This is a genomic window from Variovorax sp. Varisp85, assembly GCF_047304045.1.
Taxonomy (GTDB): Bacteria; Pseudomonadota; Gammaproteobacteria; order Burkholderiales; family Burkholderiaceae_C; genus Variovorax.
Window position 1 is genome coordinate 102,803 of the sequence record NZ_JBGLYN010000005.1, and the last position, 14,659, is coordinate 117,461.

Here is a 14,659-nt window from a genome sequence, read left to right on the forward strand (position 1 = left end):
CGTGCTGCCGCAATCCCGGCAGAACACCTGCTCCACTTTGGACCAAATGGTCAAAACATGGATGCGATTTTTCCCTAATCCATTGATTCAAAACAACTTATTCAACTGGCACGGCGCATGCAAGGAGCTTCGCAACCTCGCAACAGGAGCGCTTCCATGAACGTCGGCATCTTCATTCCCATCGGCAACAACGGCTGGCTGCTTTCCGAAAACGCGCCGCAGTTCAAGCCCAGCTTCGAACTCAACAAGCAGATCACCCTGAAGGCCGAGCGCTACGGTGTCGACTTCGTGCTGTCCATGATCAAGCTGCGCGGATTCGGCGGCAAGACGGAGTTCTGGGACCACAACCTCGAATCCTTCACGCTGATGGCCGGCCTCGCCGCCGTCACCAGCAAGATCAAGCTGTTTGCCACGGCCGCCTCGCTGGTGATGCCACCGGCCATCGTGGCGCGCATGGCGTCGACCATCGACTCCATTTCCAATGGCCGCTTCGGCCTCAACCTCGTCACCGGCTGGCAGCGGCCCGAGTACTCGCAGATGGGCATGTGGCCCGGCGACCAGTTCTTCGGCACGCGCTACCAGTACCTCAGCGAATACATCCAGGTGCTGCGCGACCTCTGGGGCACCGGCCAGTCCGACTTCAAGGGCGACCATTTCAAGATGGACGACTGCCGCCTGAGCCCGCAGCCGCAGGCCGACATGAAGGTGATCTGCGCCGGCCAGAGCGACGCGGGCATGGAGTTCTCGGCCAAGTACGCCGACTACAACTTCTGCTTCGGCAAGGGCGTGAACACGCCCAAGGCCTTCGCGCCCGCGGCCGAGAAGCTCATCGAGGCCACCGCGAAGACCGGCCGCAGCGTCACCACCTACGTGCTGATGATGGTGATCGCCGACGAGACCGACGACGCCGCGCGCGCCAAGTGGGAGCACTACAAGGCCGGCGCCGACCATGAAGCGATTGCATGGCTGGGCCAGCAGGGCGCAGCCGACACCAAGTCGGGCGCCGACACCAACGTGCGCCAGATGGCCGACCCGACCTCCGCCGTCAACATCAACATGGGCACGCTGGTCGGCTCCTACGCCACCGTCGCGCGCCTGCTCGACGAAATGGCAGAGGTGCCCGGCACCGAAGGCGTGCTGCTGACCTTCGACGATTTCGTGCAGGGCGTCGAAGCCTTCGGCGAGCGCATCCAGCCGCTCATGAAGAGCCGCGCGCATGTGCAGAGCCCCGTGCCTTCGCAGGCCGAGCCCGAGCGCCTCGCGGCCTGAGCAGGAGCATCACGTGAGCACTCCCGCACGCAACACGACTCTCACATCGAACATCCCTGTTGGCGCACCGCGGCTGCCCGGCGCCCCCGCACCGCAGGTGCTGCCCGCGCGCCCCGAGCCACTGGCGCTGCACGCGACCGATTCCGCGCTGATCGTCGTCGACATGCAGAACGCCTACGCCTCCATCGGCGGGTATGTCGACTCGGCAGGCTTCGACATCTCGGGCGCGCAAGGCACCATCGCGAACATCGCGCGCACCATCGCAGCGGCACGCGCGGCCGGCATGCTCGTTGTGTTCCTGCAGAACGGCTGGGACGCGGCGTACATCGAAGCCGGCGGCCCCGGCTCGCCGAACTGGCACAAGTCGAACGCGCTCAAGACCATGCGCGCCAGGCCCGAGCTGCAGGGCAAGTTCCTCGCCAAGGGCGGCTGGGACTACGACCTCATCGAAGAGATGAAGCCACAGCCCGGCGACATCGTCGTGCCGAAGACGCGCTACAGCGGCTTCTTCAACAGCACGCTCGACAGCACGCTGCGTGCACGCGGCATCCGCCACCTGGTGTTCACCGGCATCGCGACCAACGTGTGCGTCGAATCGACGCTGCGCGATGCCTTCCACCTCGAATACTTCGCCGTGATGCTCGAAGACGCCACGCACGAACTCGGCGGCCCTGCGATCCAGAAGGCATCGGTCTACAACGTCGAGACCTTCTTCGGATGGGTCTCCACGGTGGACGACTTCTGCCGCATCTTCGCGCCTTCATCGATCACCCAACCCGCACCGGCCGAAACGGCCATCGCCTGATTCACTTCAAGGAGCCTCCCCTCATGCCCAAGCAAGCCATCATCCCGCCCGGCACCGGCGTACCGCTCGCCCCCTACGTCCCCGGCACGCTCGCCGACGGCGTGCTCTACGTGTCGGGCACGCTGCCCTTCGACAAGGACAACAACGTGGTCCACGTCGGCGACGCGAGCGCACAGGCAAGGCATGTACTCACCATCATCCAGGGCGTGGTCGAAGCCGCGGGCGGCACCATGGACGACGTGACCTTCAACCAGATCATGCTCAAGGACTGGGCCGACTACGCGAAGATCAACGCGGTGTATGCCGAGTTCTTTCCCGGCACCAAGCCCGCGCGCTACTGCATCCAGTGCGGCCTCGTGAAGCCCGATGCGCTGATCGAGATCGCCTCGATCGCACACGTCGGCAAGAAGGCCTGACACTCATGCCGTCGCTGCACTACGAAGTGCATGGGCCGGCCGATGCGGCGGCCACCGTGCTGCTGTCGTCCGGCCTCGGTGGCTCGGCGGGTTTCTGGCAGCCGCAGCTCGGCGCACTGGTCGCCGCCGGGCACCGCGTCATCGCATACGACCAGCGCGGTACGGGCCGCAGCCCCGCTGCGCTGCCCGATGCGTATGCCATCGAACACATGGCGCAGGACGTGCTCGACATCCTCGATGCCACGAAGACTTCGCAATGCCACTTCGCGGGCCACGCGCTCGGCGGCCTGGTGGGCCTGCAGCTCGCGCTGGATGCGCCCTCGCGCATCGCGAGTCTCGTGCTCATCAATGCATGGTCCCAGCCCAATCCGCATTCGGCGCGCTGCTTCGACGCGCGGCTCGCTCTGCTCGGCGCCTGCGGCCCGCGCGCATACGTGGAAGCACAACCGATCTTCCTGTACCCGGCTGCCTGGTGCGCCGAACACGCGCAGCGCGTCGCCGACGAAGTCGACCACGCCTTCGCGCATTTCCCCGGCGAAGCCAACATGCGCGCGCGCATCGCCGCGCTGCGGGCCTTCGACATCGACGCGCGCCTCGCCGACATCGCCGCCCCTGCATTGGTCGCCGCAGCCAAGGACGACGCGCTCGTGCCCTGGACCTGCTCGCAGCGCCTGGCCGATGGCCTGCGCGACGTCACGCTCGACTTCATGCCGCACGGCGGCCATGCCCACAGCGTGACCGAGGCCGAAGCCTTCAACCGCAGCCTGCTCGACTTTCTTTCCCGGGTCAGCGCACCCGCCGTTCCCGCATGACCCAAACGCTTTCCACCACTCTCGACGACGCCGCGCTGTCGCTGCTTTTCACCGGCGCGCGCAGCCACAACGGCTGGACCGGCGAACCGGTCACCGATGCACAACTGCAGCAGATCTACGCGCTCGCAAGCCTCGGCCCGACCTCGGCCAACTGCTCGCCTGCCCGCTTCGTGTTCGTGCGCACGCCTGAAGGCAAACAGCGCCTCGCACCGGCGCTCTCCAAGGGCAACCTCGACAAGACAATGGCCGCACCCGTCACGGTCATCGCCGCATGGGACCGCAGGTTCTACGACAAGCTGCCCACGCTGTTCCCGCATGCCGACGCGCGCAGCTGGTTCACCGGCAGCCCAGAGGCCGCGCACGAGACCGCCTTCCGCAATGCCAGCCTGCAGGCGGGCTACCTGCTGCTCGCCGCGCGCGCGGGCGGCCTCGACGCCGGGCCGATGTCGGGCTTCGACAAGGCGAAGGTCGATGCCGCCTTCTTCGAGGGCACCGACTGGACCACCAACTTCCTCATCAACCTGGGCCACGGTGATGCGTCGAAGGTGTTCGGCCGCCTGCCGCGGCTGCCCTTCGACGAGGCCTGTGTGCTGGCCTGAAAGAGTCACGACATGCTGAACGCCATGGCCTCCCACCCTGCAGCATCGAACCCACCCGGCCTGCCTACGGGCCTGCCGAAGGCCGACTACCGCAATGCAATGGCGCGCCTGGGCGCCGCGGTGAACATCATCACCACCGACGGCCCCGCAGGCCGCGCCGGCTTCACGGCCTCGGCCGTGTGCAGCGTGACCGACGAACCGCCGACGCTGCTGGTGTGCCTGAACCGCTCGGCCTCGGTGTATCCGGCGTTCAAGGCCAACGGCGTGCTGTGCGTGAACGTGCTGGCCGCGGGGCACCAGTCGCTCTCCGCGCTGTTCGGCGGCAAGACGCCGATGGACGAACGCTTCGCCGCCGGCAACTGGAGCCACAAGACCACGGGCTCGCCGATGCTCGACGACGCGGCCGTGTCCTTCGACTGCCGCGTGGTGCATTCAACGAGCGCGGGCACGCATGACGTGCTGTTCTGCGAAGCGGTGGCGATTGCCATCGGTGGCGCGGCGCAGGGGCTGATCTACTTCGACAGGAGCTATCACGAGATCGCTGCGCCGCCGCAGCACTGACGCTTCTTACCCTTCTGCATTCGCAGGCAATGCCTTTGAATTGCTCCTTCCCCCTCTGGGGGAAGGCTGGGATGGGGGCAGGCAGAGCGCTCGATGGACACGCTGCTTGCCCCCACCCCAACCCTCCCCCAGAGGGGGAGGGAGCAAGGCAAGATTCAGCGGGGCGTAACGCCTTGCAGCACGATGCGCTGAACGCTCTCCACGGTCTGCTCGAAGAACGCCGCATCGTCCAGCGTGTGGCCCGTCAGCGCCTGCACCTGCACGCCGAAGTCCGCGTAGTGCTGCGTCACCGCCCACAGCGCGAAAATCAGGTGATGCGGGTCGACCGGCGCCAGCTTGCCGGCCTCGATCCACGCGCGAATCACTTCCGATTTTTTCTCCACCAGCGTGCGCAGCTCACGGTCGAGTTCATCGCGCAGCAGCGGCGCGCCCTGGATCATTTCAAGGCAGAACAACCGCGACGCATCGGGCCGGTCGCGCGACACCACCAGCTTGCGGCGGATGTAGCCGCCGATGGCCTCGCCCGGGTCCTGCTCGGCGCTGAAGCCGCGCAGCGGTTCGAGCCACAGCGCCAGCAGGTCGCGCAGCACATTGACGTAAAGCTCTTCCTTGTTCGCGAAGTAATAGAGCAGGTTGCTCTTCGACACATCGGCGCGCGCCGCCACCTGGTCGATCGACGTGCCGTGCAGGCCGAAGCGCGAGAACAACCCCAGCGCCGCGCCAAGGATCGCACTGCGCTTGTCCTCGATCTGGCGCAGCCGGCGGTTCACCGCGGACGCGCTGCGCACCGCGGGCTTGGCGCGCTTGCGCACCGGGCTCTCTTTGCTGGCGCTTGCGGCCAGCGCTTTGGTCTTCGGCATCTTCCCTCGCTCTTGTTCATGAATCGGCAGACGGCGCACCACTGTAAGGCCACGGTGCATCGCCTTGCGCCGCAGTTGCCTTCGCGGCGCAAGGTTGCGCACCATGCTGACGCGACGGATGCGTTTTGTCCATTTGGTCCAACTGGCACAGACGTTGCATGGCGAAAGGCATGCCAAGCATGAGGAACCTGCCATGACCCTGCTGTCCGTCCCCATCATCGATCTCGCGCCCCACTTCGCCGGCACTGCCGAAGGCAAGGCCGAGGTCGCGAAGAAGGTCGATGCGGCCTGCCGCAGCATCGGCTTCCTGGTCATCACCAACCACGGCATTTCGCCCGAGCTGATCTCGCGCGTGTCGTCGCTCTCGCGCAGGTTCTTCGACATGCCGCTGGGCGAGAAGCGCAAGGTCGATCGCCCGCGCGAAGACGCGGTGCGCGGCTACAGCGCAGTGGGCGAGGAAGGCCTTTCGTACAGCCTCGAAGAAGCGGCGCCGGGCGACCTGAAGGAATCGTTCTCCATCGGCCCGTCGAACGTGCCGAACGACGACTACCACCGCGGTCCCGCCGCCGGACCGCACTTCGAGCCCAACAGCTGGCCGCCCATCGAAGGTTTCCGCGAAGCCTATGAAGGCTACTTCGAGGCGATGAGCGATCTTTCGCGCTCGCTGATGCGCGTCTTCGCGCTCGGCCTGTCGCTGCCCGAGACCTTCTTCGACGACAAGATCGACAGGCACATCAGCATGTTCCGCGTGCTGAGCTATCCGCCCCAGCGCGAACAGCCGCTGCCCGGCCAGCTGCGTGCGGGCGCGCACAGCGACTACGGCAGCCTCACCATCGTGCTGCCCGACGACAAGGGCCTGCAGGTTTTCAACAAAGCCGGCCAGTGGGTCGACGTGCCGCAGGTCGAAGGCGGCCTGGTGGTCAACATCGCCGACCTCATGATGCAGTGGACCAACGACCAATGGGTGTCCACGCTGCACCGCGTGATCAATCCGCCGTTCGAGGTGGCGAGCACCAATCGCCGGCAGTCGCTGGTGTTCTTCCATCAGCCCAACTACGACGCGATGGTCGAGTGCCTGCCGAGCTGCCTCGCGCCGGGCGAAGAGGCGAAGTACGCGCCCATCTCATCGGGCGACCACCTCACATCGAAGTTCGTCAAGCAGACGACCTTCGGCGGCACCAAAGTGACGGCCTGAACGCATGGCCCACCTGTCTTACGTCAACGTCTTCGCGAAGGACGTGGTCGCACTCAGCGGCTTCTACCAGCGCGTGTTCGGCTTCGCCGAGATCGAGGCGATCCGCTCGCCGATCTTCCGCGGGCTGGACACCGGCAAGTCGAGCCTGGGCTTCAACGCGCTCGATGCTTACGAACTGCTGCACCTCGCCGAGTTCTCCGACACGCGCGGCGTCAAGTTCCTGCTGAACATCGACGTCGACAGCCAAGCCGACGTCGACCGCATGGTGCCCGTTGCGCTCGAAGCGGGTGCCACGCTCGTCAAGCCGCCGTACGTCACCTACTACAACTGGTACCAGTCGGTGCTGCTGGACCCCGAGGGCAATGTGTTCCGCATCAACTTCATGATGTGACGCGCACTGCCCGTTTTCGATTTTCTCGTCCCTCCCTTTCTTCAAAGCCCCTCACCAAAGGTAGTTCCATGCAGCAGCTGCGCACCCTCACTCCCGGCCTGGGCCTCGCGATGACCATCGCGGCCGGCGGCGCGTTCTTCACCACGCTGCCCGCCGCGGCCGCCGATGGCTTCACGCTGAAGGACAAGCCGAAGATCGCGATGCTCTACTTCGGCCCGAAGAACGACGGCGGCTGGACGCAGGCCTTCGACGAAGCCCGAGCGAAGGTCGAGAAGGAAATCGGCCAGAAGATCCAGTTCGTCGAGAACGTGCCGGAAGACGCCTCGGCCATCAAGCCCGCGGCCGAGAAGTTCATCCAGCGCGGCGCCAACATCGTGATCGGCACGGCCTTCGGCTACTCCGACAGCTTCAAGGACCTGGCAGCCAAGTACCCCGACGTGGCCTTCCTCAACGGCTCGGGCACCACCAACGGCAGCAACCTCGAATCCTTCTACGGCCGCACCTACGAGAGCCAGTATCTCTGCGGCATGGCGGCCGGCGCGGCGTCGAAGACCGGCAAGCTCGGCTTCGTCGCGGCCAATCCCTTCGGCGTGGTGAACTGGACCATCAACGCCTTCGCTCTCGGCGCGCAGAAGATGAACCCGAACGCCACGGTCAACGTGATCTACACCGGCGCCTGGAACGACCCGGTGAAGGAACGCGCCGCCGCCGCCGCGCTGATCGACCAGGGCGCCGACGTGATCGGCCAGCACGTCGACAGCCCCACGCCGCAGATCGTCGCGCAGGAACGCGGCGTGTACGGCACCGGCCACCACCGCGACCTGCGCCAGTTCGCGCCCAAGGCCACGCTGTGCTCGTCGGTGTGGGTGTGGGACCGCTTCCTGACGCCCGAACTGAAGAAGGTGATGGCGGGTGGATGGAAGCCTTCGCCATACGGAGCCTTCATCGAGATGAAGGACGGCGGCACCGACATTGCGGGGTTTGGCCCCGCGGTGCCCAAGGACAAGGCCACGCTCATCACCGCCGAGCGCGACGCGATCATGAAGGGCAAGCAGGTCTACGCCGGCCCGCTCGCCGACCGCGACGGCAAGGAGCGCGTGGCCAAGGGCGCGGTGCTGTCCGATGCGGACCTGTGGAAGATGGACTGGTTCGTCAAGGGCGTGGTCACGCAGAAGTAAGCAAGCAAGGCCTCCGGAACCTCATGCCCAATGCGCTCGAACTCACCGGCATCCGCAAGTCCTTCGACGGCTTCGCGGCATTGACCGACGCTCACTTTGCCGCGCGCTGGGGCGAGGTGCATGCGTTGCTGGGCGAGAACGGCGCGGGCAAGTCTTCGCTGATGAACATCGCGGCCGGGCTCTATGCGCCCGAGGTCGGGCAACTGCTGGTGGACGACAACGCGGTGCGCTTCGCCGGTCCGCGCGACGCAGCGAAGCACCGTATCGGCATGGTTCACCAGCATTTCAAGCTGGTGCGGCCTTTCACGGTGGCGCAGAACATTCTGCTCACGGCACCGCCGCCGGCCGAGTTTCAAAGCCATGGCGAGCGGCTTCGCGAGATCGAGCGCGACATTCGCAACAAGGCCTCGGAGCTGGGCTTCGACATCGATCCGTCGAAGCGCATCGATGCGCTTTCGATTGCCGAACAGCAGCGCGTCGAGATCCTCAAGGTGCTGCTCGCGGGCGCACGCATCCTGATCCTCGACGAGCCCACGGCCGTGCTGACCGACCAGGAGGCCTCGCGCCTGCTGCAAACGGTACGAGGGCTGGCGCGCGCCGGGGCGGCCGTGGTGCTGGTCACGCACAAGATGGCCGACGTGAAGACGTATGCCGACCGCGTGACGGTGATGCGCGGCGGGCGCACGGTGGCCACGCTGCGGCCCAACGAAGCCTCTGTTGCCGAGCTGGTGAAGCTCACGGTGGGCGAGTCGATTGCAATGCAAGGCTTCCAGGCCTCGACCATATCGCGTGGCCCGGTGCGCTTGTCCGTGCGCGGACTGCGCACGCCGGCCTCGCCCGAAGGCCGGCGCGTGCTCGACGGCGTGGATCTCGAACTGCACGCCGGTGAAATCTACGGCCTCGCCGGTGTCGGCGGCAACGGACAGGGCGAGCTGGCGGGCGCGATCATGGGCCTGCCGGGCGAAGGCACCGAAGGCGAGATCCGGCTCGAAGGCCACGGCGACCTGAAGACCATGGCCGCATCGGCACGCCGCGGCATCGGCATTGCCGCCATTCCGGCCGACCGCTACGGGCTCGCGCTCGCGGGTGGCCTCTCGGTAGCCGAGAACTACGCCATCGGCCGCGTGCACACCGGCCGTTACGGCCCCGTGTGGCGCCTGCGCCGCAACCGCATCCAGAGCGACACGCAGGAAGCCGTGCGCGCCTTCGACGTGCAGGGCGTGCGCTCGGTCGCGCAGAAGGCCGCACTGCTCTCGGGCGGCAATGCGCAGAAGCTCGTGCTGGCGCGCGAGTTCGGCAAGTCGCCCACGCTGGTGCTCGCGCACAGCCCGAGCCGCGGGCTCGACGTGCGCGCCAGCGCCGAGGTGCATGCGCGGCTGCGCGCCGCGCGCGACAGCGGCGCCGCCGTGCTGCTGATCAGCGAAGACCTCGACGAGGTGCTGCAGCTGGCCGACCGCGTGGGCGTGATGGCGCGCGGTCGCATCGCCGGCGAATTCGCGCAGCCCGCCGACCGGCAAGCCATCGGACAGGCGATGGTGGACCATGGCTGAAACAGCGTTGGCAGCCGACATGGCACATCCTCCCAAGACCCCGCCGCTCGCCGGCCGCCGCTACGCGCTCGAGATCCGCCAGCACATGGCCTGGCGCTGGCAGGCGCTGATCCTCGCGGCCGCCCTGCTCGTGGGCTTCGCCATCTCCGCTGCGATCCTCGTGGCAGCGGGCGTACCGGTCGACGAACTCGCGAACGAGTTCGTGATGCAGACCTTCTTCGACGGCCAGAACTTCCGCGCCGTGCTGTTCCAGGCCGCGCCGATGATCCTCGTCGGCCTCGCGGGCTCCATCGCCTTCCGCGCGCGCTTCTGGAACCTCGGGCTCGAAGGCCAGATGATCTGGGGCGCCATCGGCGCGACCACCGTCTCGATGTGGCAGATCGGCCCCGAAAACCTGCGCCTGCCGCTGATGTTCGCGGCTGCCATCGGCTGCGGCCTGCTGTGGGTGCTGGGGCCTTCGTGGCTCAAGCTGAAGCTCGGCGTGAACGAGATCATCTCGACGCTGATGCTCAACTACATGGCGGCCAACTTCCTGCTGCATCTGGTCTATGGCAGCTGGAAGGACCCGAAGGACAACTTCCCCTACTCGCCGCAGTTTCGCGTGTTCGAGCGGTTGCCCGAGCTGGGTGCGGGCATCGGCAGTTCGATCCTGCTCGCAGGCGTAGTCGCGCTGCTGGCGTGGTGGCTGGTGAGCGTGAGCCGCGTGGGGCTGTATCTGCGCTTCGTCGATGCCAACCCGCGCGTGGCGCATGCCAACGGCGTACCGGTGCGGCGCACTATTTATGGCGCGGTGCTGCTGTCGGGCGCGATGGCCGGGCTCGCGGGCTTCGCGGTGGTCGCCGGGCAAGAGGGCCGGCTCACGCAGGCCTTCTACCAGGGCTATGGCTTCTCGGGCATCCTCATTGCCTTCCTCGCGCGCAACAACCCGCTCGCGGCCACGGTGGTGGCGCTGCTGGTGGCGGCGCTGTTCATCACCGGCCGCAGCCTGCAGGTGTTCTACCAGGTGCCGTTCTCCATGGTGCAGCTGATCCAGGCGGTCATCGTGGTGTGCGTGGCGTCGAGCGACTTCTTCATTCGTCACCGGCTGCGCCGGGTGGGCGGGGAGGCCGTAGCATGAGCGTCAGCATCGTTCTCAACTGGCTCGCGAGCACGCCGGACTTCGCCGTGCCGTATGCGCTGGCCGCACTGGGCCTGATCATCAGCGAGCGCGCGGGCGTGCTCTCGCTCGGCGCCGAAGGGCTGATGCTGGTCGGCGCGCTGGCCGGCATCGGCGCGCAGATCGCCATCGGGCAGCCGGCGGTGTCGCTGGTGCTCGCGATGCTGGCGGCCGGCATGGTGTCGGTGCTGTTCGCGGTGATGGTGATCTGGTTGCGCGTGAACCAGGTGATTGCCGGGCTCGCGCTGGTGTTCTTCTGCCAGGGGCTCACGGCGCTGGTCGGCTCGATGGCCGACTGGACCAACCATGCCACCGAAGGCATCGGCGCGATGGCACTGTGGCCGTTGTCGCTGCTGCCGGTCGTGGGCAAGCTCTTCGAGCAGAACGCGATGGTGTGGCTCACGCTGCCGATCTTCGGCGCGGTGGCGTGGTTCTTCGCACGCACCTCCACCGGCCTGCGGCTGCGCGCCGTGGGCGAGAACCCGCAGGCGGCGGACGCGGCCGGCATTCGCGTGACGGCATGGCGCTTCGCTGCCGTGCTCGCAGGCTCGGCCCTCGTGGGGCTGGCGGGCGCGTACATCTCGGTGGTCAGCACCAAGCTGTGGATCGCCGGCATGACGGGTGGGCGCGGCTGGATCGCGGTGGGCCTGGTGATTTTCGCGCGCTGGTCGCCGTGGAAGGCGCTGGCGGGCGCCGTGCTGTTCGGCTGCATCGAAGCGCTGATTCCGCAGCTGGCCGCGGCCGGCGTGCAACTGCCGCAGTACTTCGTGATGATGACGCCGTATGCGGTGACGCTCGGCGTGATGGTGTGGGTCGCTCTCTCGCGGCGCGGCGCCGATGAAGAGCCCGGTGCGCTGGGTCAACCCTATGTGAGAGAAGAACGGCGATGAAGGCCTGGGTCTACAACGAGGAGCGCGAACTCGACGCGGCGCAGTTCGCCGACTACCTGAACCCCGCGACCACGGCAGTCGTCTCCATCGACATGCACCGCGGCCACCTCGACGACAGCCCCGACTGCCCCTGCCCCGCGCCCCGGGCGCGCGACGTGGTGGCGCCCATCGACAGCTTTCATGACGAGGTGCGCGCGCTGGGCGTGCGCATCGTGCACATCAAGTCGGTGCTGCGCCCCGATGGCGTGGACGACATCCGCGGCATTCCGTCAGCGTGGCGGCGCACCTTTCCGCTGCACGTGGGCGAGATTCCGAACGCCGACGCGCACGCCATCGAAGGCTCGAAGTGGACCGAGTGGGTCACGCGCGTCGAGCCCGGCGACATGCGCGTGGACAGCAAGCGCCGGCTGTCGGCGTTCTACCCGACCGACCTCGACTTTCTGCTGCGCAACCAGCGCATCGAGACGGTGGTGCTCAACGGCGGCTTCACCGACTGCTGCGTGCTCAACACGGCCTTCGACGCCAACAACCACAACTACCGCGTGATCGTGCTGCGCGACCTCGTGCGCGGCACCGACCCGCATCTGGAAGGCGCGGCGCTGGCGATGGTGTCGCTGCACCTCGGGCTGGTGGTCGATTCGGCCCAGCTGCTACGCCAATGGCGCGGCTGAAGCGGCAGGACTGAGCCAGCGCTCGGCCACCGCCAGCATGTCGCCCTGCGCGGCCTGCCACACCATCTCGGGCGCGGCCACGTGCACGCCCGGCGGCGCGATGCGCAGCGCCACGTCGACCAGCTCCGCCACCTTCGACGCGCGCACCGGCTGCTCGCTGCTCGGCACCATGAAGCGCACGACGGACAGCATCCATGCGGCCAGCCGCTCGAGGGGATTGGCGAACTTCGCGTTCGCCGGCTTGCGCGCCGAGCGCAGGAGGATCACGCGCTCGAAGCCGCAGGCCACCACCGCCTGCTCGTCGAGGCTCGCGAGCCCGCGCTTGAGCGCCTCGGGCAGCCGGCCCTGGTCGTGCGGCTGCACGATGGCCAGCGTCTGCACGCCGCTGGCGCGCAGCCAGCGCGCCAGCGCGGGCAGGTCCGAGGGCTCGGGCACCCACAGCGCGCGTTCGCGGTCGTGGTACAGCCGCGGCGGGTCGAAGGCGACGATGGCCGTGTGGGCGGAGGTGAGCGGCCATTGCGCGATCGGCTCGGCCGGGCTCAGGCAGGTCTCGACGCCGCGCAGCCCGTCGCGGATCGGCTCGCGCGCCAGCACGCGCGTGTGGGCATGGCGGTGGCTGCCCGCGAGCCGGCGCAGCAGTTCCGCCCCCAATGCGCCAGTCGCACCGGCGACCAGCAGGGTGCCGAAGGCGTCGGAAGCAACGGGCAATACCGCACGGTTGGCGGCCTGCAGGGCGTGGAGGGGATCGAGGGACATCGAGCCACCTATGCTACCTTCCGCATCTTCTGCGGAGGTAATGCAAATGATGATGAAGCGCTGGCTATTGATCCTTGCGGCTGTCGTGTCCCTGAGCGGCTGCGGCTACAACCAGTTCCAGTCCCTCGACGAGGCCAGCAAGTCGGCCTGGAGCGAGGTCCTCAACCAGTACCAGCGGCGCGCCGACCTCGTGCCCAACATCGTGGCCACCGTGAAGGGCGAGGCCAGCTTCGAACAGGACACGCTCACCAAGGTGATCGAGGCGCGCGCCAAGGCCACCTCGATCCAGGTCTCGCCCGAGACGCTCAACAACCCCGAGGCCTTCAACAAGTTCCAGCAGGCGCAGGGCGAGCTCTCGTCGGCGCTGTCGCGGCTGATGGTGGTGGCGGAACGCTACCCCGAGCTCAAGGCCAACCAGGCCTTCCGCGACCTGCGCGTGACGCTCGAAGGCACCGAGAACCGCATCACCGTGGCGCGCAACCGCTACATCGAGAGCGTGCAGGAGTACAACGTGCTCGCACGCAGCTTCCCGACCAACATCACGGCCAAGATCTTCAGCTACGCGCCGAAGCCGAACTTCTCGGTGCAGAACGAGGCGCAGATTTCCACGCCGCCAACGGTCGACTTCAGCGCGCCGAAAAAGTAACTCCCCCAGTCTTCGTGCACTTCGTGTCACTGCGCCTCCCCCCTCGCCGGGGGCAACATCAGCGGCCCGGCAAAGCCGGTTCCGCGGTGTTTCTGGAATGGGGCGCGCGCCTCCTGGCGGCACTCATGCTGCTGACGATGGGCGGCGCATTCGCGCAAGGCCTGCTGCCGGTGCCCGCACTCACCGCGCGCGTGATTGACCAGACCGGCACGCTCGATGCCGCGCAGCGCAACGGCCTCGACACCAAGCTCGCGGCCTTCGAGCAGCGCAAGGGCTCGCAGATCGTGGTGCTGATGGTGCCGACCACCGCGCCCGAGGACATCGCCAGCTACACACAGCGCGTGGGCGACGCCTGGAAGATCGGCCGCAAGGACGTCGGCGACGGCCTGCTGGTGGTCGTGGCCAAGGACGACCGCAAGATGCGCATCGCCACCGCCAAGGCGCTCGAAGGCGCGGTGCCCGACCTTGCGGCCGTGCGCATCATCGACGAGGAGATGAAGCCGCGCTTTCGCGGCAACGACTTCGCGGGCGGGCTGAACGCGGCGGTGGACCGGCTCATCGGGCTGGTCGACGGCGAGCCGCTGCCCGAGCCCTCGCGCGACACGGGCAGCCACGGCGGCGGAGGCGGCGGTGGCTTCGACTGGGAGAACCTCGCGATCTTCCTGTTCGTCGGCGTCTTCATCGGCGCGCCGATCGCGCGCGCCATCCTCGGCAAGAAGCTGGGCACGGTGGTCGTGGGGGGCGGCGTCGGCGTGGTCGTGTTCTTCATCACCACCAGCATCGCCATCGCGGTGATCGCGGCGCTTGTCGCGCTCATCGTCTCGCTGGTCGCAGGTGCCGGGCGGATGGGCGGCGGCGGTGGGGGCGGCTGGAGTTCCGGTGGCGGCGGAGGCTGGAGCGGTGG

17 protein-coding genes are annotated in these 14,659 nt (G+C 67.5%); 15 read left to right on the forward strand and 2 right to left on the reverse strand.

Features of this window, described 5'->3' with window-relative positions:
- The first annotated feature begins 156 nt into the window (after window positions 1–156).
- From rutA to rutF, 6 genes are read left to right on the forward strand one after another with little or no spacing between them, the layout of a single operon-like run.
- Window positions 157–1,269 (forward strand): pyrimidine utilization protein A, encoded by a 1,113-nt coding sequence (gene rutA, locus ACCC97_RS03925; protein ID WP_413331645.1) that lies wholly within the window; start codon window positions 157–159, stop codon window positions 1,267–1,269.
- 13 nt (window positions 1,270–1,282) lie between these two features.
- Window positions 1,283–2,074 carry a pyrimidine utilization protein B gene (gene rutB, locus ACCC97_RS03930; protein ID WP_413331646.1) on the forward strand — a complete coding sequence of 264 codons (792 nt, stop codon included), beginning with the start codon at window positions 1,283–1,285 and terminating at the stop codon, window positions 2,072–2,074.
- A gap of 23 nt (window positions 2,075–2,097) precedes the next feature.
- Window positions 2,098–2,490, forward strand: a complete 393-nt coding sequence (gene rutC, locus ACCC97_RS03935; protein WP_007837393.1) for a pyrimidine utilization protein C — start codon at window positions 2,098–2,100, stop codon at window positions 2,488–2,490.
- 5 nt (window positions 2,491–2,495) lie between these two features.
- On the forward strand, window positions 2,496–3,302 hold the full coding sequence (rutD, locus tag ACCC97_RS03940) for a pyrimidine utilization protein D (protein WP_413331647.1): 807 nt from the start codon (window positions 2,496–2,498) through the stop codon (window positions 3,300–3,302).
- The gene (locus ACCC97_RS03945; RefSeq protein ID WP_413331648.1) at window positions 3,299–3,901 is read left to right on the forward strand and encodes a malonic semialdehyde reductase; all 603 of its coding nucleotides are present in this window, start codon (window positions 3,299–3,301) and stop codon (window positions 3,899–3,901) included. The genes rutD and ACCC97_RS03945 overlap by 4 nt, the downstream gene beginning before the upstream one ends.
- Window positions 3,902–3,913: 12 nt before the next feature.
- Window positions 3,914–4,462 carry an NADH-dependent FMN reductase RutF gene (rutF, locus tag ACCC97_RS03950; RefSeq protein ID WP_413313302.1) on the forward strand — a complete coding sequence of 183 codons (549 nt, stop codon included), beginning with the start codon at window positions 3,914–3,916 and terminating at the stop codon, window positions 4,460–4,462.
- 155 nt (window positions 4,463–4,617) lie between these two features.
- Here the strand turns inward: rutF and rutR are convergent, their stop codons facing one another.
- Window positions 4,618–5,322, reverse strand: a complete 705-nt coding sequence (gene rutR / locus ACCC97_RS03955) for an HTH-type transcriptional regulator RutR (protein ID WP_413331649.1) — start codon at window positions 5,320–5,322, stop codon at window positions 4,618–4,620.
- A gap of 193 nt (window positions 5,323–5,515) precedes the next feature.
- Between rutR and ACCC97_RS03960 the strand changes: the two genes are divergently transcribed.
- The 7 genes from ACCC97_RS03960 (at window position 5,516) to ACCC97_RS03990 (ending at window position 12,353) form a co-directional block, all read left to right on the forward strand.
- Window positions 5,516–6,517, forward strand: a complete 1,002-nt coding sequence (locus ACCC97_RS03960) for an isopenicillin N synthase family dioxygenase (RefSeq protein ID WP_413331650.1) — start codon at window positions 5,516–5,518, stop codon at window positions 6,515–6,517.
- A 4-nt stretch (window positions 6,518–6,521) separates the two neighbouring features.
- Complete coding sequence (locus ACCC97_RS03965) at window positions 6,522–6,908, forward strand: VOC family protein (protein WP_413331651.1); 387 nt, start codon at window positions 6,522–6,524, stop codon at window positions 6,906–6,908.
- Window positions 6,909–6,976: 68 nt separating this feature from the next.
- The gene (locus tag ACCC97_RS03970) at window positions 6,977–8,086 is read left to right on the forward strand and encodes a BMP family ABC transporter substrate-binding protein (RefSeq protein WP_413313306.1); all 1,110 of its coding nucleotides are present in this window, start codon (window positions 6,977–6,979) and stop codon (window positions 8,084–8,086) included.
- Between the two features lie 23 nt (window positions 8,087–8,109).
- On the forward strand, window positions 8,110–9,636 hold the full coding sequence (locus ACCC97_RS03975; RefSeq protein ID WP_413331652.1) for an ABC transporter ATP-binding protein: 1,527 nt from the start codon (window positions 8,110–8,112) through the stop codon (window positions 9,634–9,636).
- Window positions 9,629–10,753 (forward strand): ABC transporter permease, encoded by a 1,125-nt coding sequence (locus tag ACCC97_RS03980; protein ID WP_413331653.1) that lies wholly within the window; start codon window positions 9,629–9,631, stop codon window positions 10,751–10,753. The genes ACCC97_RS03975 and ACCC97_RS03980 overlap by 8 nt, the downstream gene beginning before the upstream one ends.
- Window positions 10,750–11,682, forward strand: coding sequence for an ABC transporter permease (locus ACCC97_RS03985; protein ID WP_413331654.1), 933 nt, complete (start codon window positions 10,750–10,752; stop codon window positions 11,680–11,682). Before ACCC97_RS03980 ends, ACCC97_RS03985 begins: the two co-directional genes overlap by 4 nt.
- Window positions 11,679–12,353 carry a cysteine hydrolase family protein gene (locus ACCC97_RS03990; RefSeq protein ID WP_007838492.1) on the forward strand — a complete coding sequence of 225 codons (675 nt, stop codon included), beginning with the start codon at window positions 11,679–11,681 and terminating at the stop codon, window positions 12,351–12,353. Before ACCC97_RS03985 ends, ACCC97_RS03990 begins: the two co-directional genes overlap by 4 nt.
- Here the strand turns inward: ACCC97_RS03990 and ACCC97_RS03995 are convergent.
- Window positions 12,333–13,109 carry a hypothetical protein gene (locus ACCC97_RS03995; protein ID WP_007838490.1) on the reverse strand — a complete coding sequence of 259 codons (777 nt, stop codon included), beginning with the start codon at window positions 13,107–13,109 and terminating at the stop codon, window positions 12,333–12,335. The genes ACCC97_RS03990 and ACCC97_RS03995 overlap by 21 nt on opposite strands.
- 46 nt (window positions 13,110–13,155) lie before the next feature.
- Here ACCC97_RS03995 and ACCC97_RS04000 point away from each other — a divergent pair, with 46 nt between their 5' ends.
- Complete coding sequence (locus ACCC97_RS04000; RefSeq protein ID WP_413331655.1) at window positions 13,156–13,755, forward strand: LemA family protein; 600 nt, start codon at window positions 13,156–13,158, stop codon at window positions 13,753–13,755.
- Between the two features lie 86 nt (window positions 13,756–13,841).
- A partial coding sequence (locus ACCC97_RS04005) for a TPM domain-containing protein (protein ID WP_413331657.1) occupies window positions 13,842–14,659 on the forward strand: 818 nt, incomplete at its 3' end.